Consider the following 21371-nt stretch of genomic DNA (forward strand, 5'->3'; position numbering starts at 1 on the left):
AAGCACTTTTTAGGCTTTGGCAGGCCGGCCAGCTTTGTGGCCTGTTTGGCGGGCCCTTTAGGGAACAGGCGTTGCAGATAGCGGCTATTGCCTTTTTCCGGTCCGTATTTGGCCGCCATCGCCTTGACCAGTGCTCGTATGGCCGGGCTGGTTTCATATTCCAGATAGAATTCCCGCACAAATAACACGACTTCCCAATGCGCCTCGGTCAGCTCAATGCCTTCTTGTTCGGCTAACAACGGAACCATCTCCTGTTGCCACTGCTTGTAATCTAACAGGTAGCCGAGTTTATCGGTGGCGTAGGACTGACCCTGCCATTCAAACTGAAAGTTATCGCTCATGGTAAGACGTTAATCCACTGCTGATGTTGTTGATGAAGAGCACTAAGTTTATCAGAACTTAGGGCGGCTTCGACAGCCACCCCCCGCTCAGCACAGTCCTTTTCCATTGCCATGACGCTAAGTGTTGGATAAGCGTGGCAGATAGTATTGAAAGCGTATACGCCGTCACCACAACACACAATGATGTCTGTGGTAGCTAAACTGTTTAACAGTGCCTGCGCGGTACTGTCGAGATGAAAAGAGGCAAAACGAACAATCATCAGAAGGTTACCGTATGCTCAGAGTGGGCTAATAGTTGGTGCAGCGCTGGTGCGTCTAATAAGGTAATATCGTCCTCATCGATGCCTAAATCGGTAACACTGAGGTTTAACGCCGCTAACGAAGCCTGACAAACATACACCGGCTCAATATCGTAAAAGGGCAAAACCCGGACTTGTTTAAGCTGGTTTTTGCGTTCAACAGGCTGCTGATTAGCCAGCAATTGCAAAATGCCTTTACCACTGAATACCACGTTGCATTCATGACCGTAATTGGTTGAGGCCAAGGCAAATTCAATACCGTCTGACGCTTGCTGAGAAGCGTAGGGCGGCTGGGTTAATAAAACGGTTAGGGTTGCCATTAAAATTGCACCAGTTTATCTGAGTTATGCAAAAGCGTGAAAAACTCGCCTAGGCCGACTTGTTTAAAGGGCGCAAAGAGGTTGTGCTGTTCCAGGCCCGCCTGCTCGGCCTGTTCGGCATCGACGACGCCTCGCTTACCGGCAGCTCCTACACACACTAACAGGGGAACATTGTTCGCGGTAGCAAAGGTTTGCCAGGCGCTGGGTAAATCCACCTCACTGGCTGCCTTGTCGATGAGACCGTTGGCGTGATAAACCCCGGCCTGATAGAAAAATATTTGTTCAATGGACTGACCCTGCGCCACCGCTGCATGGCAAAAAGCCACGGCATCTGTACAGGCCGATAATGATTCAGGCGAACTGGTGATTAAAACTGAAATTCGTTGCATAAAACAAAAACACCCCTTAACGGGGTGTTTTCTCAAAACATAACGTTTCGATTAATCATCACCACCGAATGCACCCAGCAATTGCAGCAGAGATACAAACAGGTTGTAGATGTTCAGATACAGACCAACGGTTGCGCGGATGTAGTTGGTTTCACCGCCGTGGATGATGCGGCTGGTATCAAACAGGATGAAACCAGACATCAGGAACACGATAGCCGCGTTAATGGCCAGGTGAACCGCAGGGACTGAGAAGAAAATATTCGCAATCGCAGCAACCAGTACTACCATCATACCCACAAACAAAAAACCACCCATAAAAGAGAAGTCTTTCTTGGTAGTCAGCACATAGGCAGATAACGCGAAGAAAATTAATGCTGTACCACCCAGAGCCTGAGCAATCAGGGCAGGGCCACCAGGGATTGACGCGTAGAAGCTAAGCATATAGCCCAGAGAACCGCCAAGCAAGCCGGTAAACGCAAAAATCCAGTAGATACCAGACGCTGAGTCTGCTTTTTTGTGTACAACGAAAAGAGTGATGAACGCACCTATAGTCATCATCAGTGACATCATAGGTGAAATGCCAATAGCCATAGTGACACCAGCACACACGGCACTGAATAACAGTGTCATGGCTAACAACATGTAAGTATTACGCAAAACCTTATTGGTTTCTAAAACCGAAGGCCTTGATGCACTAGTATACACCGAACGATTATCCATTGTTTCCTCCAATAGGACAGGCAAAATTAAACAAAACCATATTACGATATAGTTTAGTGCATTTGTATGGGTTTTAGTTCCGTTTTTCAATAGGTAAAAGCTATCACTGACGGGAATTAACGATTTTTTTGTTAGCAGTGGTTAAATAAACGGATTTTTGTTTAAAAGACAGGCAAACAATTCTTTTTTTTAAATTAACCCTTTACAGTCATAAAAATTTCATTAAGATTCGCATCACTCAAGGAGAGTTGGCAGAGTCCGGTTGAATGCACCTGACTTGAAATCAGACGAAGGGTCAAACCTTCCGGGGGTTCGAATCCCTCACTCTCCGCCATATTTAAGAAACCCGCACACGTTGCGGGTTTTTTATTGCCTTTAGAAAAGCAAAACGGCTGACTGTGAGGGTGAGAACCCCTGGGAGGGGTTTGACAAATCGATAGGATAGTCGATTTGCACAGCCTTCAGGCTGCCCTTGATTAATTAAGGGTGAGCGCCATGGACGGCGCGAATGAATCCCTCACTCTCCGCCATATTTAAGAAACCCGCACACGTTGCGGGTTTTTTATTGCCTTTAGAAAAGCAAAACGGCTGGCTGTGAGGGTGAGAACCCCCGGGAGGGGTTTGACAAATCGATAGGATAGTCGATTTGCACAGCCTTCAGGCTGCCCTTGATTAATTAAGGGTGAGCGCCATGGACGGCGCGAATGAATCCCTCACTCTCCGCCACATTTAAGAAACCCGCACATGTTGCGGGTTTTTTTATTGCCTGAAATAAAGTTCGCTCTGACTTTTACACCTTCCCAATATTAATCGCAATGGTGTTCAGTAATCGTAAACTCAAAAGTTTCGCCATCGAGCTCTTTAACTAACAGTTGCTCGCCATCCAGCGTGAAACTGAAATCTCGCATCCAGTTTAGCCTCGATACCATATTTAACTGATAGCGTCCCAGAGGCGCGGGGCATTTTATATAAAAATAGTGATAGGCTTTTCCCATTGCACCGGGATCGAACGTATACACATAAACGGTATCGTTGCCAAATGTTTGCTCGCGGTGCACGTAGTCAGCCGGAGCACTTAATACTTCGCCAAATAAAATACCCAGTAATAACATTGGGATCTGCACTACCACTAACATCCAGGTTGAGATAACGAAGACGGCTCGCAAAACGCCATGCCTGATGGTGTTCTGCATAATCTGATATTTGAAGGCCATTAAATAAGCGGCCACTAAAACCATGACTAGTTTAACTAATTTCAGATAACCTTTTGTTGCATCCATCAGGGCAGGCGATTGCCAGCTTAATCCCCAAAGAGTGGCGCCATGCAGGCTTTCCATAAAAGGCAGATAGAGACAAAAGATAATAAGAATAATGAGTCTGGGCGACGCTTCCGTGTGTGGCAACGCAAAGGATCCTTATTTTGTGCTTAGCATAAGTAAGCAATACTTATAAAAAGTTTATACGCCTGCGCGCGGTAAGGTTCAAGCGTTCGCACGCAGAAGGAGGACAGGTTGCGGCCGATAAAACTGAGTTTGCGAAGCGAAATGTGGGTGAAGAACTAAACAAAATCCAACGGTAGTGTCGGTTTTCTAAGCAAATGGCTTGGTTGCTTAAAGTTTCCCTTTACAGACACAAAAATATCATTATGATACGCATCACTTCAGGAGAGTTGGCAGAGTCCGGTTGAATGCACCTGACTTGAAATCAGACGAAGGGTCAAACCTTCCGGGGGTTCGAATCCCTCACTCTCCGCCAAATTTAAGAAACCCGCACATGTTGCGGGTTTTTTATTGCCTTTAGAAAAGCGATACGGCTGACTGTGGGGTTTGACAAATCGACAGGAAAGCTGCTTTCACTATCCAAACTTTCAATTCATTTCTAAAAAGCTAAATACGCCGGCTTTCGCTGCGAATAAGTTGTGCAGTAATAGCCGTTGGCGGCGGGAGCTTTATTTTCAGTGGGATGGGGTGGTTGGCGAAAACGATAAAAGCTTACTTAGCTGGCAGTTTGACCAAGCCGGAGAGCCATTACACGTGCTAGCGGCGGAAATATCGGCCAGCAGCGGCTTCACGTTGGTCACAGGGGCCGCAAGCCGGGGCATTGTGACTGGCACACATTATGGTTCAGGTAAGGTCGCCATTAGCCTGACTAATCAAAGTCGTGAAGGCAATTCACTGGCTCTGCTGCCTCAGGTCGATCACGTTAACCAGAATCTTGCCTGCAGTGTGATTTACCCGGCCTCAGCTGGCTGGCAACACTTAAGGTTATCGGCAACCAATGAAACCGTCTCCCAGGCCTTGTATATATGATGATAATGACTGGCAACCGGAATATTACGGGTCTTTGCTGGATTAAATATCGCCGAAGACGCGCTGTCGTGTTTAAAGTGAGGGCTGACAGCGCGGGTTTATTGTCTGATTTATACCCATGCCGCTAAATTAACATTCATTTAGGCTTACCTTTACCCGTATTTTTGATTAATATGCGCTGTATTGGCACAGGAAAAGGTGCAATTGCTCGTTTAATAAGTGAGAGACGAGCGGGGTACAGGACACCTTTCATAAATAATGACTAAAACAGCCGAAGTGAGTAATACATGATCAAGATAGCGCTAGTAGATGATCATGACCTGGTGAGAACGGGTATCAGACGTATTCTTGAGGATGTCGCCGACTTTTCTGTTGTATGTGAAGCAAAAGATGGTGAATCAGCCGTAAAGAACTGCAGGAAGCTTGCGCCTGACGTTGTATTAATGGATTTAAATATGCCGGGCATTGGTGGTCTTGAAGCCACACGCCAAATTTTGCGCATTGGTGAGAGCATTAAAGTAATTGGCCTTTCCATGCAAAAAGAAGATCCAATTCCATCTCAGGTAATACAGGCGGGGGCGTTTGGTTTTTTAACCAAAGACGCTGAGCCGGATGAGATGATCAACGCGATTTACAAAGTGGCCTCTGGTCAGAAATACCTGAGCCCGGAGATCGCCCAGCGCATCGCAATGAGCAAGTTATCGCCAGACAACGATAACCCTTTTAGTGACTTGTCGGGACGAGAGCTGGATATTGCCATTCGCATTACCCGTGGTCAGAAGGTGCCGGATATTGCTGAACAATTGCATATTGCCGCGAAGACAGTAAACACGTATCGTTATCGCTTGTTCGATAAACTTGAAATCAGCACCGACGTTGAGCTAACCCACCTGGCATTGCGCCATAAGCTTATTGAACTGTCGTAGTTGCTGACAGGATTCAATGACAGAATTTGATTCTAACGCTTTTCTTAAATCGTTAACTCATCAGCCCGGCGTGTACCGCATGTACAACGCCGCTGATGAAGTTATTTATGTAGGAAAAGCCAAAAACCTGAAAAACCGCGTTTCCAGTTATTTTAAACAACACCTGGATAACCCGAAGACGATTTCGCTGGTCAGTCAGATAGCCCGTATGGATGTGACGGTGGTAAACAGCGAAACCGAAGCCTTCCTGCTTGAAAATAACTTCATCAAGAAATACCGGCCACGTTATAACGTGCTGTTGCGTGACGATAAGTCTTACCCTTTTATTTTTCTTTCTGCCCATGAACACCCAAGGCTAGACTTTCACCGTGGGCCACAAAAGCGTAAAGGGGAATACTTCGGACCTTATCCCAGCGCCTGGGCGGTAAGAGAAAGCCTGCGCACCATGCAGAAACTGTTTCCGGTACGCCAGTGTGAAGACAGCTACTACCGCGCACGCAGTCGCCCGTGTTTGCAATACCAGATGCAACGTTGTTCGGCGCCTTGTGTAGAAGGTTATATCAGTGATGAAGAATATGCCGAACAGGTTCAGCTGGTCCGAATGTTTCTTAAAGGAAAAAACCAGCAGGTCATCAATTCCTTAGCCGACAAGATGGAAGCCGCCAGTGAACAGCTTAACTTTGAGGCTGCAGCACGCTATCGTGACCAGATTGGCGCATTGCGTAAAGTACAGGAGCGCCAGTGGGTGGCCGGCACACAGGATGAAATGGATATCTTTGGGTTTGCCTACCGTGGAGGCATGGCCTGTATTCAGGTGATGTTTATCCGCGACAGCCAGCTGTTAGGCAGCAAAGCGTTCTTCCCGAAAATTCCATCGACCACCACCGAGAGCGAAATTTTCGAAGCATTTCTGCTGCAGTTTTATCTGGCCGGCAATAAAATTATTCCGAAACAAATTGTGTTACCCCAGGGACTGTCGGATGAAGCCGCTATTGCCGATCTGCTCAGTCAGGAAGCCAAGCACAAAGTACGCTTTTACCGCGGCGCGAGAGAAGAAAAGAAACAATACCTGCAACTGGCGCAGGCCAATGCGAAGAATGCCCTGGATGCCCAGTATGGTCAGCAAAAGTCGGTGTTTGCCCGGTATATCGATTTAGAATCAGCACTGGAGTGGGACGATCCTATTCAGCGCATGGAATGTTTTGATATCAGTCATACCTCCGGTCAGCAAACCGTGGCCTCTTGTGTGGTGTTTAACCGTGAAGGGCCATTAAAGAGCGATTACCGACGCTACAATATTGAAGGCATTACACCCGGTGATGACTATGCCGCCATGGCTCAGGCCTTAAAGCGGCGTTATAAAAACGTGCAGGATGCGGAGAAAATCCCTGACATTCTCTTTATCGATGGCGGTAAAGGGCAGTTGGGCCAGGCTGAAGATTTCTTTGCGGACTGGCCGCACGACAAAAAGCCACTGCTAATTGGGGTAGCCAAGGGCACCACCCGTAAACCCGGTCTGGAAACGCTGATCCTGGCTGATACCCACGATACCATTCCCCTTAACGCAGACCGTCCGGCACTGCACCTTATACAGCATATTCGGGATGAGTCGCACCGATTCGCCATAAGCGGGCACCGTAATCGCCGTCAGAAAGTCAAAACAACCAGCTCACTGGAGTCTATCCCGGGAGTCGGGGCTAAGCGACGTCAGGCGCTACTGAAATACATGGGGGGTCTGCAGGGGCTTAAAAAAGCCAGCCGCAATGAGATTGCCAGTGTACCGGGGATCAGCGATGAGCTGGCCGAGACGATTTACGACCATTTGCATAATTAATAAGAGTCACCTTATATTAAATTCAATTGGCAGTTTCTTAATCGGTTATATCGTGTGACAATAGCCTTAATAAAAAGGAAACCCCTTCCGAGTAGTTTATGTGGACGATCCCTAACGTAATTACCCTAATCCGGGTAGTGCTAATTCCAATTTTTGTAGGTGTGTATTTTCTCGACTGGCGTTGGGCGCACGAAACGGCTGCTTTTATTTTTTGGTTTGCGGCCATTACCGATTGGTTTGATGGCTACCTGGCCCGCAAGTTACAGCAATCAACACCATTTGGTGCGTTTTTAGATCCCGTAGCTGACAAACTGATTGTTGCTGCGGCTTTATTAATGATTACTCATTCTTATGATTCAGTCTGGATCACCGTGCCGGCTATTTTACTGTTAGTGCGGGAAATTTATGTTTCCGCCTTACGGGAATGGATGGGTTCTCAGGGAGTACGGGATACTGTTCAGGTGTCTTTTATCGGTAAAGCGAAAACCACTGCGCAAATGTTAGCCTTAATTGGGCTGTTGTCGGGCCTGGAAGAGTTTATGGGTTTTCCAATTTACTGGGTTTCACTGGGGTATATTTTACTCTATATCGCTACCTGGCTGTCGGTTTGGTCAATGATTAGCTACACGCGGGCAGCCTGGCCGCATTTATCAGGCATTAAAAATTAGCAATTTTTGAGCTAAATGACGGATTTATGACCAAACGATCCGTTTTTGGTGAAAATAGCGTCGAATGTGGTTTTTTAGTAGTTGACACATTCGTGAGGGCAAGTAAAATGCCTCCCACATTCGAAGCAGGACATACTGACTAGAACGGAACACAACAACTCTCAGGAGTTTTACCATCAGGTAAGTGAGCCATTCGGTAAGTTAACCAGCACGAAATGAAAGCGGGAATAGCTCAGTTGGTAGAGCACAACCTTGCCAAGGTTGGGGTCGCGAGTTCGAATCTCGTTTCCCGCTCCAATTTCTCGAATGTTGCGTTTGCAGTAGACGGCCTGTCGTCACAACGCAATCAAAGGCGGAATGGCAGAATGGCTATGCAGCGGATTGCAAATCCGTGGATCTCGGTTCGACTCCGGGTTCCGCCTCCATTTTTTAAGGGCACCCAGCCCGCACCAGCACACCAGTGCAACCCATGCCCGGGTGGTGAAATTGGTAGACACAAGGGATTTAAAATCCCTCGCTGGTAACAGCGTGCCGGTTCAAGTCCGGCCCCGGGCACCATTTCAAATATAAACTTCTCTATTACTCACAAACTCAAACAGACTTTGATATCTGCTATTGTGTCCCGATTATATTGTTTGACTGATGCAATTTTCCTTTTTTAAAACTCCCCCTGAATACCGATTATCATAACGGGTAAAATTAAATCTGATTAGTTATTAAATTGTTAATGTCGTATTGTATTATGATAACTTAATAAGGATGTGCTACTAACTAATACAGGATACTCAATGAAACGCTACGGAATGATATTGCCGATTTGCCTGGCAACCGTTATTGCGCCCAAGACGGCGTTGGCTGAACTACTGGAAACAATCAAAGGGCCGGATAATCAACTCGCCGTTTCATTGTCACTATCAAAGGGTAAACCTCATTACACTGTTACCTATATGGGTGAAGTATTTCTGGAAAGTTCACCGCTGGGACTAAACAGTTCTATTGGAGATTATAGTCAGAACCTGACGTATATCGACAGCAAACGTAACACTATTCTGGAACAGTACGAACTCGATAGAGCAAAAGTCAGTCAGGTGACTTATGAGGCCAACGGTTTAACCAGTCGCTTTCGTAATGCAAAAGGGGATGAGATCAGCATCATATTCCAGGTGTCTGATAACGACATCGCACTGCGTTACCACGTGGTATCCAATAATGAAGCGACCCGCTTTAAGGTACTCAGTGAAGCCACCAGTTTTAACCTGCCAAACAAAGCGACAACTTTTATTACCCACCAAGCCCTGCCTATGACAGGCTGGAACGGTACTAAGCCCAGTTACGAAGAAGGGTATACCTACGATGAATCGATGGCCAAAGCCTCCCCAAACGGCGTTGGCTATACTTTTCCGGCATTGTTTAAAAATGACGACAAGGGCTGGCTATTACTGTCTGAAACCGGGGTAGACAGCCATTACGTAGGCTCTCGTCTCAGTGAGGGCAATGCCGAAGGGATTTACAAGATTGCCTTTCCACAACCCGGTGAAAATGCCGGTATTGGTGATACCTATGCCTCTATGGCATTACCGGCAACCACCCCCTGGCGCACCATTACGGTGGGGCAGGATTTAGAGCCCATTGTTGAAACAACAGTGAGTTACGATGTGGTTAAGCCTTTGTATGAGCCATCTGAAGACTACAAGATGGGTAGGGCAACCTGGAGCTGGATTGTCTGGCAGGATAACAGCATTAATTACGAGGACCAGATCAAGTACATTGATATGGCCGCCGAACTTAATTTTGAATATGTACTGATTGATAACTGGTGGGATGCCCGTATCGGCCGGGATAAAATGGCAGAGTTGGTGCAGTATGCTGCGGATAAAAACGTAGCCGTGATCCTGTGGTACAACTCAAACGGTTGGTGGAACGATGCGCCACAAACGCCTCAGGACAAAATGAATACGTCTATTGCCCGAAAACAGGAAATGGCCTGGTTGCAAAAGATTGGCGTAAAAGGGATTAAGGTTGATTTCTTTGGCGGTGACAAACAAGCCACCATGGCGCTTTACGAAGGGATCCTGTCAGACGCTAACGATTATGGCATAGGTGTAACCTTTCATGGCTGCACGTTACCGCGGGGTTGGGAGCGCATGTTTCCTAACTTCGTCACCTCTGAGGCCGTTTTAGCGTCTGAAAACCTGGTATTCAGCCAGAATGCACTGGATATGCACGCCTACAGTGCCACCATATTGCCGTTTACGCGTAATACCGTTGCAGCAATGGATTTCGCGCCGGTGTTTTTAAATGACCGCTTATCCCGCGATCAGCAGCGCGGAACGATTCGTTCAACCACCGACACCTTTGAACTGGCAACCAGTGTGTTGTATCAGTCGCCGGTGCAGCATTTTGGCTTAACGCCTAATAACCTCAATGAGCAACCTGAGCATGTGCTCGACTTTATTCGCGAAGTCCCGGCGACATGGGATGAAACCCAGTTTGTCGATGGTTATCCGGGTAAGCACGTTGTACTTGCCAGACGACAGGGCAGCCATTGGTATGTAGTGGCGGTAAATGGCGAGAAAAATGCCAAGGAAGTGTCTGTGAATCTGCCGATGCTGGCTGGAAAATCAGTGCAATTATTGTTTGATAATGCAAATAACAAAACGCAAAGCAAAAAAGTCACCGTACCTGAAAATGGCCAGATGACGCTGTCATTAAGAGGCCAGGGCGGCGTTGTGCTGGTTGCCAGATAGCGAAGCCTCATAACCCCTCTATCTATCCACGATGTTCGTAGCAACGGGCATCGTGGTTTAGCTGTTATTTTAAAAGTTTTCGTGAGATTTTCTTGCTGACGACTAGCGCAACAATGATTCCACGGTAATTGCATCTATCTGGTCTTAAAGGTAAATTAACCCTATTAGTTTGTCGTTAACGCACTAAAGGGATTTTTGTGTTTAAAGCTAAGGTTTTCGCGTGTTGTTGTTTTTTGTTGTTAACCCTTCCTCATGTTCAGGCCGCCGAGGCTGAACCATCGCTTTACCAGTATTCCGGTCTCTTTCAGTATCGAAATAAAGATACTGCGGAATTTATTGAAGCAGCCAGACAAACCGATCTGTTGACTGCGAATACCCCCGTTGCCCGTGTGTTTCGCTATATTTATGTTCAGGGTGGTCAGCCAGAATTGGCTCAATACACCCCATGGCAATCCATCGAGTCTCCGTCAGAAGCAGACTGGCAAACACTAAAAGCCATTGATGAGGTTTACTACGCGGCTGCACGCTCTCTGATGGCGGGCTTTATTGAGCAGGACGAAGCTAAGCTTCAGGCGCTTAAACAGGAGCTCTTAATTACCGGCAACAAAGTTGCTGTTGCTCAGGTTGCCAGTATGCTGGCCGTTTTTTATCTCGATTTTAAACAGGACTCATTAAACGCGCTGGAAGAGTTGATGTACGCGCTACCTGAAATACAGGCCAATACCGGTAATGATTTGTATGGCTTATTATTCGATAAGGAATTTGTTCTCTTTCACCTATTCGCTATTCTTTATGATTTAGGGGCTTATGAGTCGTCTTATCAATATGGCGAAACCTATTTCGAGCTGGCGACGAAAACTTCACCGCAAATGATGGCCAGCAGTGATTATTTTTTAATGGTTTTGTTAGCCAGCCAGCTGGGTAAATACAACGAGGCGCTTGCTTATGCTGATAAACTGCTGGTTATAGCCCAGCGAGAGCATCCGTCTGCGCAGCTCTATGCCTTACTGGCCAAGGTGTCTGTGTATGCGAGACGTGGGCAACCGGGTGATTTGCAGCAGGCTTTTCAATTGCTTGGGCTGGCCAGGTTGTCGTCAAAACCAGAAGACTGGGATGTGGTTGATGAAGCCAGAATGCTGGCCGTTAATACCACGGAAGCAGGTTTAAGCAGGGATATGCCTGCTGCAAAGGCACTACTTACGCAACTCAAACAGGTTATGGCCGAAAATGAAAACCAGTTTAATCTGACCGATTTTAAACATGTTACTGAGTTAGAACGTTTTTTAGCTGAATTTAACAGTGATTCTGAGCTAGCCATTAAGGCCAGTTATCAACTGGTAAAGCAAGAACGTGACAAGTTACTGAATGCCTTAAATAACCGGCTGGAAAAACTGAGCGGAGGCATGCAGGCAGATATTGAGCTGGTTAATTTTGAAAAATTAAAAGCCGACCACATCGCTCAGCAACAAGTCATCGAAACCGCCAACCTCAAAACGATCATCGCGTTGTTAGTGATGTTATTAATAGCCACTCTGGCAGCCTGGTTGTTTGTGCAACGGCGACGGATACATCAGTTGGCTTATACTGATCCGCTTACCAATGCACCAAACCGACGTTTTATGTTTAATTTGCTGACCAAGGTTTTTACCAAACCTCGCAAAGGAAATTGTATTGCGTTACTTGATATCGACCACTTCAAAAAAGTTAACGATACCTACGGCCATCAAACCGGTGATGAAGTGCTGGTTAAGTGCAGTCAGATTATACGACAGCGATTACGCAGTACCGATCAGTATTGTCGCTACGGCGGAGAAGAATTCCTGCTACTGCTAAAAAACACCACAGTACACCAGGCAAAAGAAGTGATGGATGATATTCGAGCGGCTTTGCACGCCACTTCCACCTGGCAAAGCACCGCTGAGGAGTTTGCGGTATCTTTCTCTTGTGGGCTGGTCGAACTCAGCAGTTATGAGGATATCGATCTGGCAATTGCCCACTGCGACCAATTACTCTACACCGCCAAAAAGCAGGGCAGAGGACAAACTATTCTGCCCGTCGGAGCTATGCAACCCGCCTGAACAGGCTGTTAATCACTAAACCGGGTAACAATTGCCGACAACTCGTTATCCAGCAAAGTATTACATTGCTCCATGGTGTGACTGGCTTTGGCGAAGTAATCCTGATTGGTAATACTAACCTTATCGGGGCCGATTAACTGCTCGTTAATTAAACAGACCATTTGCAGGCAGGCTTGTTTTGCTTGGTGCAACTGGCTGCTTTCTGAAACGCTGGCGACCTGATTTAACTTACCGAACACGGTTTCGCTCATCAGATTAATCTTTTCGCAAAGATAGCCCAGTTTTACTTTATCAATTTGGGTAGACACGCCTTTAGTCGCCGTGGCAACGCCTATTGCTCTGGCCTGACCGATATATTCCACCAGTTGGGGAAATTCCCGCCATAAAAAGTGAGCGTCGTTGATGGATGGGTCCGTCTCGGCAAACTCAATGTGCTCGGCAACGTCCTGTAACAGATATAACAAAGTTTCTATCAGACTCGTATGCTGCCTGAAACTCTCTGGTGGCGTGAGTTGCATACTGGTTGCCTCCAGTCGCCGCCAGTGATCCAGGTAGGCTTCCCAGCGCTCCTCATCAGTGGTTTGTGTGAGCTGGTTGGCATCGTTTATCAGTGATTCTATGTGTCGCCTGATTTCATGGAGCTCACCGGCAACGGCTTTATTGCCTTGCAGATAAGTTGCGGTGAGGCCACGGTGTTTTTGGCTTAGTCCAATGATACGCTTAATAATGGCAACGCGTTTTAGGGTTGCTTTGAAGCGTTCTTTTTGTTGTTTGCGGGTAATGGATAACTGGATACCCACTAACACAAATAACAATCCGATCATCCCTGAAATTACAGCTATCATTGGTTTCTCCTAGCGGGTAGTAAGGGTGCGCAGGTAATCGGCTACGGTAGAGGTCTGGCGGGCAATACTGGCATTTTCAATGGCGCCTTCTACCACCCGTTCAATGCTTTTAGATATTTCTTCGGTGGCTTTGCTTTGCTGCGTAGTGATGGCAGAAACTTCAATAACCTGGGATCTGGAATGCTCCGATTCAGTTTCAATGCGAGCCAGCATCTCTGCAGCCCCCTGAGCTTTATCTGAGCAAATCTGTGAATGGCTGGTGACACTTTGCATTTTATCGGCAACCTGAATGCGCTGACTATCCAGCTCAGCCATACGGTTACTAATGATATCGGCGGTTTTACGGCTGTCTTCAGCCAGATTACGTACCTCGTCAGCAACCACGGCAAAGCCGCGCCCCATATCACCAGCTCTGGCTGCCTCAATGGACGCATTCAGGGCCAGCAAGTTGGTCTGCTCAGCAATACTTTGTATGGAGGTGGTCAGATCCAGGACGGTTTCAACAGATTGGCCCAGCACCAAAATGGCTTGCTGAGTTTGCGACACCTCCTGTTGCACCAGTTCAAACTCACTGACCAGATCGGCAATATTTTGTGAGCCCTGATGAGCAAAGTCACTGGCGCGCTCAGCCGCCTCGTTCACCAGCGTGAACTTTTCGACAATTTCACCCAGAGACACAGTAAGTTGATTGACTGCGGCGGCCGTAGATTCAGTCGCCGCCGATTGTTCCGTGGCATTCATTGACACTTTATTCGCCGAATCAATCATCTGCAGTGAGGAGTACTTCATTTCGGAAAAGTACTCTTCCAGTTTATCTCGTTCGCGGGAGATTTCTTTGGTTAAATCGAACACCGACTTCATGTGGTTGGTAAGAATGCGGGGGGCCCGGGCGATCAATTCAAATTCGTTATGACTCTTGCTGGCGTCAGCCAACAGGGTATCGATAACAAAGAGCTCATCCAGTAAGCAGGTAAGCATGGAAGCAACCAACCAGGTCATGAGTGCGCCGCAGATGAGTGTCACGGGCAAACTTGCAGTGGGTGTGAGGGCAACATACCCGTAACCGGCCAGGTTACATAACACAATTAAAAATGCTGCCTGCTTTAAACCAAATGCCTTAATCAGCACTAAGGCAGGTGATTCAATCACTGTTTTCATTCCGGTTCCTTCTGGCCATCAATCCATTTGCATTGGGATGCGTTATTACAACTACAAAATAGCAGCGTGAGGCTAGTACAAAGTAGTGACCGTAAGTTATTACGTTATAATAACTAGCAAACAGAATACCATCATTTTAGCCTTGATGAAGTGAGTAAAATGAATGGTTTACGCAAAAACAGTCAGGAACGTGCACCGAAATTGTTCAAACCTGCCCCAAAACAGTGTTATTCGACATGAATTTTTAACCCTGCCGCCTGGTGCCGGCAGACCACCGGGGGGGCGGTTTGTCGGTTGATTCTCATGACTAAAATTCGTGGGGGTGATGCCGTTACTTGTTAACGGTCTTATTGTTGTTTATGCTCTGTTGCTTGTTCTCACATCTGTTTCTGGCTCATCCATGCAAGAAGAAATAAAGCAAGCCCAGGCTCTCTACGACACCCTTATTGAATTTGCTGTTACCTACAGTTTCCAGCTGGCCGGTGCACTGGTTATTTTGCTGATTGGTTGGTGGATAGCGGCCAAAATAGGCAGCGTAGTCGAGAACATGATGGTGGGGCGCAATATTGATGTTACGCTCAGTCGGTTTACCGGGGGCGCCAGTAAGCTTATTGTTCTGGGCTTGGTTTTTATTATCGCTCTTGGCAATATTGGTATCAGTGTTACTCCGCTTATTGCCGCCGTTGGTGCAGTGGGTTTAGGCGCCGGCCTGGCTATCCAGGGGATGCTGGCAAATTATGCCGCGGGCTTTACCATTATCATTACCCGGCCATTTGTGGTTGGCGATACCATACAGGTGTGTGGGGTTGCCGGGGTGGTTGACAAGGTTATGCTTCCCTACACCCTACTGATTAATGAAGACAATGTGTCTATTCAGATCCCCAACAAGTTAATTGTGGGGGAGATCCTGCACAACTCTGCGGCCCAAATGCTCATAGAGCTGGAAATTGGTGTGGCGTACTCCAGCAATATAGAACAGGTTACCGAGGTTATCGCCGAAGCGGTTAAAACGGTAAGCGGACTGTCGGAAGACAAAGCCCCGGCTATTGGTGTCGAAAGCTTTGGCGACAGCAGTATTAATTTTGGTGTGCGGGTATGGGCCGATCCAAACCGTCATTTCGAAATTCGCTACGCCATCAATGCCGCTATATTTGCAGCACTCCAGCAAGCAAAAGTAGATATTCCGTTCCCGCAGCGGGAAGTCCGAATGCTTTAACCTCTATCGCAATATCTGTCGGGCGGGGCGCTCTAAGGTTTGCTAGGGTAGCCCTATTGACCCTTACTAAAGCAGGTGCGCTGCTGTGCAACACGTTCTGGATTATCTCCAAACCCATCATGATCAGAATATTTCTCTGCATCAACTGGCAAAAATAGCCGGCTACAGTCCGTGCCATTTTCAACGCTTGTGCCAGCAAAAGCTGGGGCTTGGTCCGGGTAAGTTAAATGAGCTTATCCGACTTCAGCGCGGCTATTTTATGCTGTCTTACCGAAACTGGTTATCCGTTACGGATGTTGCTTTTGAGTGTGGCTATGAATCACCCGATAGCTTTAGCCGCGCGTTTAAAAGGGTAACCGGTTATACGCCATCTCAGTTTAAAGCAAAGGCAACCGGTACAGTGCCACCGTTACAACCCTACTTACATCAATGGAATGAGGAGCTTAGCGCTATGTCATCATCGTTAGCAGACAATTTTAACGACCACGTATCAATTATTTCCATGCCGCCACTGGAGGTGTGCGCTTTACGCCATACGGGTCATCCGGCCAGATTAAATGGCAGTGTTCAGCGGTTTATTGGCTGGCGACGGGAAAATAAATTGCCGCCTGGCCAGTACCGCACGTTTAATTTTTTGCATAACGATCCGACTACCGTGACACCGGAAGCGTTTTGCTTCGATATAGCCTGCGAACGGCCGGCTAAACAGTTAGTGCTGGAAGATGATATGCGCTTTGAGACCATCCCGGGCGGGCGTTATGCCCGCCTGAGCGTTACCGGTGGCGATAAGGTACTGGAAGCCGCAGTCAACTACATCACTACGGATTTTTTAACTGAAAATAATGAACAGGCCAGCGATTTTCCTGTGATTGTGGAACGGCTCAGTTTTTACCCTGAGGTCCCTTATCATGAGGCCAGATCCCATATCCTGCTGTTATTAAGTAAATAATTTAAAAACTCCGCGGAATTTTGGCATAATCACCCCAAGCAATATCTCATATCACCTTTATGCTGCCAGGCATGGGGTGATGCAGTCATTATTTGTTGCACTTCGGGGAGATAGCATTGCCGCGACTTATTTCGGTAAACGATATTAGCGCAAACAACTTAACTGACTACGTTGTGTTGTTTGCTTCCATGACCAATCCGGTGTCAGGCCAGGCTGATGATCCAGCCGATGGATTCATTCCTGGTGCCATAAAATTTGATTTGGACGGCGAGGGCAGCGACCACAGCTGCGAACTCCCGCATACGTTACCCGATTCGGCATCGCTTAGCGCGCTGTTTGGTAAACTCGGTATCACTCATCAAACGCCAGTACTCATTTACGATAACTCAGGGCTGTTCTGTGCGCCTCGGGTATGGTGGATGCTCACCGCCATGGGCCATACCAATGCGGTAGTGCTAAACGGTGGCCTGCCGGCGTGGAAAGCAGCCGGACACCACATTGTCGATAAACCAGCAGACCCTCACCCTCGGGAATTTGCCGGGCAAGACCGCCAGGAGTGGTTCTGTAACACGCAAACGGTGCTTGCTGCTATCGACGATCCGGCTGTTACTATCTGGGATGCCAGAAGCCGTCCCCGGTTTGAAGGCAGTGCGCCGGAACCCAGAGCCGGTTTGCGCAGCGGCCATATGCCCGGGGCTGTTAATGTGCCGTTCACTGAATTACTCGACAATGGCACCACCTTAAAATCGCCAACGGCGTTACGAGAGTACTTTGCCGGTCAGCATATCGATTTAACCCAACCTGTTATTTGCTCCTGCGGTTCGGGGGTTACGGCGTGCGTAATTGGACTGGCCGCTCTGGAAGCCGGCGCCCAACAGGTTTCCGTTTACGATGGCTCATGGTCTGAATGGGGTGGCAATCAATCATTACCTGTCGAGGTTACCCATGACTGATACGTATAAACCCAGAGTCGTTGTGTTAACCGGCGCCGGGGTGTCTGCTGAGTCGGGCCTTAAAACCTTTCGCGATAATAATGGTTTGTGGGAAAACCACCGGGTAGAAGATGTGGCCACGCCAGAAGGTTTTGCGGCTAATCCTGCGCTGGTTTATCGCTTTTATAATGAGCGCAGAGCACAATTGCAACAGCCCGAAGTACAGCCTAATCCTGCACACAAAGCGCTGGCACAACTGGAGCAGGCTCTTGGTGAGCAATTCTTATTGGTTACTCAGAACGTAGACGACCTGCACGAGCGGGCAGGCAGTAAACGGGTGCTGCATATGCACGGCAAATTACTTTCCGCACGCTGCTGCAACACGGGCCGAGCGATTCCCTGGCAAGATGATTTCGACGACACCACTGAATGCCGGTGCTGTTTACCCGGCGAACAGATGCGCCCGGACATCGTTTGGTTTGGTGAGGTACCCATGCATATGGATGACATTATCATGGCACTGGCACAGGCCGATGTGTTTATTGCTATCGGTACCTCAGGCCAGGTTTATCCCGCCGCTAATTTTGTGGCCATGGCATCCGACAGCGGTGCCCGTACCATTGAAATCAACCTGGAACCCAGCCAGCAAAACAGTCTGTTTGATGAGAAAATCGTCGGCCAGGCTGGCAAGACGCTTCCTGAGTTTGTGGCGCAGTTTATTCAGGATTATTGCTAAGCGAATCGTTATCTATGGAATATATGAGTGAGTTTATCACCATTGCACTGGTGCATTTGGTAGCGGTTGCTAGTCCGGGCCCGGATTTTGCCATCGTTGTGCGTAACAGCATTAGTTATGGCCGGCGTATCGCTATGTATACCAGCGTGGGGGTAGGTCTGGGGATTTTATTACATGTGGCGTACTCGCTGATTGGGCTGAGTGTGGTGATTAAAACAACCCCCTGGCTGTATTCGGCCATCAGCTATTTGTCGGCAGCGTATTTACTTTATCTGGCCTGGGGAGCCCTGCGCGCAGGCCCATCAGACTCGGCCGCAACGGTGTCTGGCAGCGGTCAGACCGTTGCTATCAGTGCCAAAAAAGCGCTTATTAGTGGCTTTCTGACCAATGGTCTGAACCCTAAAGCAACCTTGTTTTTCCTGTCTTTGTTTACTGCCATTATTGATATTGAAACGCCGTTTGCCGTAAAAGCTTTTTACGGTGCTTACCTGGCGTTAGCCACGGGAATTTGGTTTTGTTTTTTATCCTATCTGCTAAGTACCTCAAAAGTGGCCAAATTGATTGGTGATAAAGGCTACTGGCTGGATCGATTAATGGGCGTGGTGTTAGTAGCACTGGCAATACGACTGGTTACACTCTGAATCGATGCTTTGTGGTTGGGGTCAGTCAGGTGGCAATGGTATACTTCCCGGCGAGATTACCCTATGAGACGACATTTTGACCGACAATAATCAATCGCCTGTAAATAGCTCCCGTTTAGAGCGTGCTCTGGCCGGAGAATATCAGTTTAATATCAGGCAACTGTTTGCTGAGGCACAAACCCATTATAAGCAGCATCTGGGCTTGCTGTTAAAAGCCACCGGGTTGCTGATGGCAATCGGTCTGGGGGCCATGATGGTGCTGATCAATGTACTGTCGCTCGATATGACATCTGTAGAAAGTATGCAAACCAGCAATGCCGGTTTGCTGGATATCGCTATGCTTATCCTGATGACGCCGATGATCGTTGGTTTCAGGGTGCTGGGTATTAAACTTAGTCAAAACAAATCGACCAGCATTAATGAGTTGTTTCAGTATTTTCCGCATATTCTGGTACTGGTAACAGCCAATCTGCTCATCAGTCTGGTGATGCAGGTAGGGCTTAACCTTCTCATTCTACCGGGCTTGTATGTGTATCTGGTAACCCAGTTTACCGTTGTGCTGATTGTTGAGAAACGGCTTGGTCTGCTACCGTCAATAATCCTTTCTGCGCGGGTTACCAACCGCTATTTATTATCTTTTACGTTACTGCTACTGGCGTTTGCCATGATGTTTGTATTGGTGTTGTTCACCATGGGACTTGCTATTTTGTGGGTCGGACCAATCTATACGCTGGTAATGGGGCGTTTGTATGCCGACCTGTTCGGGGTTGATGAAGCGCCGCAACAAATTCACCCGACCGACAAGGATTCGATACTCGATGCATAAACGGGAAACCAGTAAAATAATCCTGATAGCGATAGCCATTATGGCGCTGATAGTGGTTATTGCCTGGATGACCGGTACCAGCGAGCCTGACATTCTGGATGTTCCGGAAACTGAGCAGGCAGAGCAACCCGTACCGAACTTTAAAGCGATAGACGATACCACGGAAAAGAAGAAAGCATTTTTTGCCTATTTAAAACCCGAGGTGGAAAAACAAAACGATTACCTACTGAGTCTGCGCCATTATCTGCAAACCTTGCAGCGTCAGCTGGCCGCTGGTAACAGTCTGACAGAGGACGATGATGAACGCCTGGAGTGGCTCGCCGGCGAATACCGGGTAGGCCAGGATTTACCGGCCGATGCGCAAATTCCAAAACTACTCAATAAGGTCGATATTCTACCGGTTGAACTGGTCCTGATGCAGGCCGCTAACGAGTCTGCCTGGGGCACATCACGCTTTGCTCAGCAAGGGTATAACTTCTTTGGTTTGTGGTGTTACAAAAAGGGCTGTGGCTTTGTGCCGGCCCGTCGTAACAGCGGTGCTAATCATGAAGTGGCGAAATTTGAGAATTTATCGCGCGCTACTTACACCTACATGCGAAATATTAACCGTCATGACGCATATCGTGAGCTACGTCATATCAGAGCCTCTTTACGTCGGGCACAATTGCCGGTAACGGGGCTGGCACTGGCCGAAGGGTTAATGAACTATTCCGAACGCGGTGCTGCCTACGTCAATGAACTGCAAAATATGATCCGATACAACAAAGGGTTTATCACCGAATGAAACGTACCTTAGTCGCACTGAGTTTGCTGGCTTCTGCCTTTAACGTTAGCGCCGAGCAAATTGAAGTGGAATACAAACGCTTTTATAGCCATATCAACAAATTAGGCGATGAAAACACGTCTGCATTACAATTTGCTTTTGGGTTTATAAGAGTGGGCACCAGTAACCTGTGTCCTATCAACCAGGCCACCATAGTCACCCAGAAACAGGATATCCCCTTAACAATATCACCGGAACAGCGCTTTTTGGTTCCCAAAGAACGAGCCCTTAAACTGGCCGATGCGGCGATAGTGATTGATCTGGGGGATGCGGCAAATGTATGTGATATGTCGGTGCAAATCGAAACCACAGCAGAGCACCTGAAAACCGAGTACAGCGCCGAAGAACTGGGTTTCATCAAACAACAATACGAAGCTTTCTTTAACGAAATGGGCGGCTTTTTGTCGTTTATGATGCCATCGGTTAAAGGACTGACATTCCGTTTCAGTGATGATGAACTGGATGCACCGGTGCCCGGCGCGCCATCAATTACCAACGGTATGCTAATGCTGGATAACGAATGGCTGGAGCAGGGGAAATCGCTTAAATTACCCCAGGTCCCGTTACGAATTACGGCACTGGCCAAAAGCTAGTGTGAGCGTGTGACGCAAAAT

The 21371-nt window shown here is 47.7% G+C and carries 22 protein-coding genes and 5 tRNA genes; 19 read left to right on the plus strand and 8 right to left on the minus strand.

The genetic code is table 11. The annotated features are described in order from the left end of the window. The 5 genes from AC27IB_RS20275 to AC27IB_RS20295 all read right to left on the minus strand — a co-directional run. Positions 1-341: TusE/DsrC/DsvC family sulfur relay protein (locus AC27IB_RS20275; RefSeq protein WP_487123196.1), on the minus strand; the 341-nt coding region annotated here is incomplete at its 3' end. After that, a complete protein-coding gene (locus AC27IB_RS20280) occupies positions 338-601 on the minus strand; it encodes a hypothetical protein (RefSeq protein WP_487123198.1) in 264 nt (87 codons plus the stop codon). The genes AC27IB_RS20275 and AC27IB_RS20280, both read right to left, overlap by 4 nt. After that, positions 601-960: a DsrE family protein gene (locus AC27IB_RS20285; protein WP_487123200.1), complete on the minus strand. Its 360-nt coding sequence runs from the start codon at positions 958-960 to the stop codon at positions 601-603. Before AC27IB_RS20285 ends, AC27IB_RS20280 begins: the two co-directional genes overlap by 1 nt. Then, on the minus strand, positions 960-1349 hold the full coding sequence (tusD, locus tag AC27IB_RS20290) for a sulfurtransferase complex subunit TusD (RefSeq protein ID WP_487123202.1): 390 nt from the start codon (positions 1347-1349) through the stop codon (positions 960-962). The genes AC27IB_RS20285 and tusD overlap by 1 nt, the downstream gene beginning before the upstream one ends. A 51-nt stretch (positions 1350-1400) precedes the next feature. Next, positions 1401-2069 (minus strand): Bax inhibitor-1/YccA family protein, encoded by a 669-nt coding sequence (locus tag AC27IB_RS20295; protein WP_296045962.1) that lies wholly within the window; start codon positions 2067-2069, stop codon positions 1401-1403. A 242-nt stretch (positions 2070-2311) separates the two neighbouring features. Here AC27IB_RS20295 and AC27IB_RS20300 point away from each other — a divergent pair. Further along, positions 2312-2403 (plus strand) — tRNA-Ser (locus AC27IB_RS20300). A 472-nt stretch (positions 2404-2875) separates the two neighbouring features. Here AC27IB_RS20300 and AC27IB_RS20305 read toward each other — a convergent pair. Then, positions 2876-3472, minus strand: coding sequence for a hypothetical protein (locus tag AC27IB_RS20305; protein ID WP_487123204.1), 597 nt, complete (start codon positions 3470-3472; stop codon positions 2876-2878). Positions 3473-3732: 260 nt separating this feature from the next. Between AC27IB_RS20305 and AC27IB_RS20310 the strand changes: the two genes are divergently transcribed. From AC27IB_RS20310 to AC27IB_RS20355, 10 genes are all read left to right on the plus strand, one after another. Then, a tRNA-Ser gene (locus AC27IB_RS20310) sits at positions 3733-3824 on the plus strand. A gap of 71 nt (positions 3825-3895) precedes the next feature. Further along, complete coding sequence (locus AC27IB_RS20315) at positions 3896-4378, plus strand: hypothetical protein (RefSeq protein WP_487123206.1); 483 nt, start codon at positions 3896-3898, stop codon at positions 4376-4378. A gap of 287 nt (positions 4379-4665) precedes the next feature. Then, positions 4666-5304, plus strand: a complete 639-nt coding sequence (gene uvrY / locus AC27IB_RS20320) for a UvrY/SirA/GacA family response regulator transcription factor (RefSeq protein WP_105934399.1) — start codon at positions 4666-4668, stop codon at positions 5302-5304. A 16-nt stretch (positions 5305-5320) separates the two neighbouring features. Further along, on the plus strand, positions 5321-7138 hold the full coding sequence (gene uvrC, locus AC27IB_RS20325; RefSeq protein ID WP_487123209.1) for an excinuclease ABC subunit UvrC: 1818 nt from the start codon (positions 5321-5323) through the stop codon (positions 7136-7138). A 98-nt stretch (positions 7139-7236) separates the two neighbouring features. Beyond that, complete coding sequence (pgsA, locus tag AC27IB_RS20330) at positions 7237-7806, plus strand: CDP-diacylglycerol--glycerol-3-phosphate 3-phosphatidyltransferase (protein WP_296049189.1); 570 nt, start codon at positions 7237-7239, stop codon at positions 7804-7806. A 221-nt stretch (positions 7807-8027) separates the two neighbouring features. Further along, positions 8028-8103, plus strand: a tRNA-Gly gene (locus AC27IB_RS20335). A 54-nt stretch (positions 8104-8157) separates the two neighbouring features. Beyond that, positions 8158-8231: transfer RNA gene (locus tag AC27IB_RS20340), tRNA-Cys, on the plus strand. A gap of 46 nt (positions 8232-8277) precedes the next feature. Next, positions 8278-8364, plus strand: a tRNA-Leu gene (locus AC27IB_RS20345). A gap of 230 nt (positions 8365-8594) precedes the next feature. Beyond that, the gene (locus AC27IB_RS20350) at positions 8595-10553 is read left to right on the plus strand and encodes a glycoside hydrolase family 97 protein (RefSeq protein ID WP_487123211.1); all 1959 of its coding nucleotides are present in this window, start codon (positions 8595-8597) and stop codon (positions 10551-10553) included. A gap of 197 nt (positions 10554-10750) precedes the next feature. Then, a complete protein-coding gene (locus AC27IB_RS20355; RefSeq protein ID WP_487123213.1) occupies positions 10751-12631 on the plus strand; it encodes a GGDEF domain-containing protein in 1881 nt (626 codons plus the stop codon). Between the two features lie 8 nt (positions 12632-12639). Here the strand turns inward: AC27IB_RS20355 and AC27IB_RS20360 are convergent, their stop codons facing one another. Together AC27IB_RS20360 and AC27IB_RS20365 are read right to left on the minus strand one after the other, a co-directional pair. Further along, positions 12640-13476, minus strand: coding sequence for a nitrate- and nitrite sensing domain-containing protein (locus AC27IB_RS20360; protein ID WP_487123215.1), 837 nt, complete (start codon positions 13474-13476; stop codon positions 12640-12642). 9 nt (positions 13477-13485) lie between these two features. Beyond that, a complete protein-coding gene (locus AC27IB_RS20365; protein ID WP_487123217.1) occupies positions 13486-14634 on the minus strand; it encodes a methyl-accepting chemotaxis protein in 1149 nt (382 codons plus the stop codon). 400 nt (positions 14635-15034) lie between these two features. Between AC27IB_RS20365 and AC27IB_RS20370 the strand changes: the two genes are divergently transcribed. The 8 genes from AC27IB_RS20370 (at position 15035) to AC27IB_RS20405 (ending at position 21350) form a co-directional block, all read left to right on the plus strand. Beyond that, entirely contained in the window at positions 15035-15850 is an 816-nt protein-coding gene (locus AC27IB_RS20370) for a mechanosensitive ion channel family protein (RefSeq protein WP_487123219.1), read from the plus strand. An 85-nt stretch (positions 15851-15935) separates the two neighbouring features. Further along, positions 15936-16799 (plus strand): AraC family transcriptional regulator, encoded by an 864-nt coding sequence (locus AC27IB_RS20375; RefSeq protein ID WP_487123221.1) that lies wholly within the window; start codon positions 15936-15938, stop codon positions 16797-16799. Between the two features lie 116 nt (positions 16800-16915). Continuing rightward, the gene (locus tag AC27IB_RS20380; protein WP_487123223.1) at positions 16916-17752 is read left to right on the plus strand and encodes a sulfurtransferase; all 837 of its coding nucleotides are present in this window, start codon (positions 16916-16918) and stop codon (positions 17750-17752) included. After that, on the plus strand, positions 17745-18467 hold the full coding sequence (cobB, locus tag AC27IB_RS20385) for a Sir2 family NAD+-dependent deacetylase (RefSeq protein WP_487123225.1): 723 nt from the start codon (positions 17745-17747) through the stop codon (positions 18465-18467). Before AC27IB_RS20380 ends, cobB begins: the two co-directional genes overlap by 8 nt. A 14-nt stretch (positions 18468-18481) precedes the next feature. After that, entirely contained in the window at positions 18482-19108 is a 627-nt protein-coding gene (locus AC27IB_RS20390) for a LysE family translocator (protein WP_296049206.1), read from the plus strand. A 76-nt stretch (positions 19109-19184) separates the two neighbouring features. Next, entirely contained in the window at positions 19185-19934 is a 750-nt protein-coding gene (locus AC27IB_RS20395; protein WP_487123227.1) for a hypothetical protein, read from the plus strand. Then, on the plus strand, positions 19927-20718 hold the full coding sequence (locus AC27IB_RS20400) for a glucosaminidase domain-containing protein (RefSeq protein WP_296049210.1): 792 nt from the start codon (positions 19927-19929) through the stop codon (positions 20716-20718). The genes AC27IB_RS20395 and AC27IB_RS20400 overlap by 8 nt, the downstream gene beginning before the upstream one ends. Continuing rightward, positions 20715-21350, plus strand: coding sequence for a DUF2987 domain-containing protein (locus tag AC27IB_RS20405; RefSeq protein WP_487123230.1), 636 nt, complete (start codon positions 20715-20717; stop codon positions 21348-21350). The genes AC27IB_RS20400 and AC27IB_RS20405 overlap by 4 nt, the downstream gene beginning before the upstream one ends. Positions 21351-21371 lie beyond the last annotated feature (21 nt).

This window comes from Alteromonas sp. 4NH20-0104 (genome assembly GCF_057547795.1).

Bases quoted from the DNA above. Each gene is read 5' to 3' on its own strand.
- AC27IB_RS20280 (WP_487123198.1), bottom strand. From the start codon at position 601: ATGATTGTTCGTTTTGCCTCTTTTCATCTCGACAGTACCGCGCAGGCA.
- AC27IB_RS20285 (WP_487123200.1), bottom strand. From the start codon at position 960: ATGGCAACCCTAACCGTTTTATTAACCCAGCCGCCCTACGCTTCTCAG.
- tusD (WP_487123202.1), bottom strand. From the start codon at position 1,349: ATGCAACGAATTTCAGTTTTAATCACCAGTTCGCCTGAATCATTATCG.
- AC27IB_RS20295 (WP_296045962.1), bottom strand. From the start codon at position 2,069: ATGGATAATCGTTCGGTGTATACTAGTGCATCAAGGCCTTCGGTTTTA.
- uvrY (WP_105934399.1), top strand. From the start codon at position 4,666: ATGATCAAGATAGCGCTAGTAGATGATCATGACCTGGTGAGAACGGGT.
- uvrC (WP_487123209.1), top strand. From the start codon at position 5,321: ATGACAGAATTTGATTCTAACGCTTTTCTTAAATCGTTAACTCATCAG.
- pgsA (WP_296049189.1), top strand. From the start codon at position 7,237: ATGTGGACGATCCCTAACGTAATTACCCTAATCCGGGTAGTGCTAATT.
- AC27IB_RS20350 (WP_487123211.1), top strand. From the start codon at position 8,595: ATGAAACGCTACGGAATGATATTGCCGATTTGCCTGGCAACCGTTATT.
- AC27IB_RS20360 (WP_487123215.1), bottom strand. From the start codon at position 13,476: ATGATAGCTGTAATTTCAGGGATGATCGGATTGTTATTTGTGTTAGTG.
- AC27IB_RS20365 (WP_487123217.1), bottom strand. From the start codon at position 14,634: ATGAAAACAGTGATTGAATCACCTGCCTTAGTGCTGATTAAGGCATTT.
- AC27IB_RS20370 (WP_487123219.1), top strand. From the start codon at position 15,035: ATGCAAGAAGAAATAAAGCAAGCCCAGGCTCTCTACGACACCCTTATT.
- cobB (WP_487123225.1), top strand. From the start codon at position 17,745: ATGACTGATACGTATAAACCCAGAGTCGTTGTGTTAACCGGCGCCGGG.
- AC27IB_RS20390 (WP_296049206.1), top strand. From the start codon at position 18,482: ATGGAATATATGAGTGAGTTTATCACCATTGCACTGGTGCATTTGGTA.
- AC27IB_RS20400 (WP_296049210.1), top strand. From the start codon at position 19,927: ATGCATAAACGGGAAACCAGTAAAATAATCCTGATAGCGATAGCCATT.
- AC27IB_RS20405 (WP_487123230.1), top strand. From the start codon at position 20,715: ATGAAACGTACCTTAGTCGCACTGAGTTTGCTGGCTTCTGCCTTTAAC.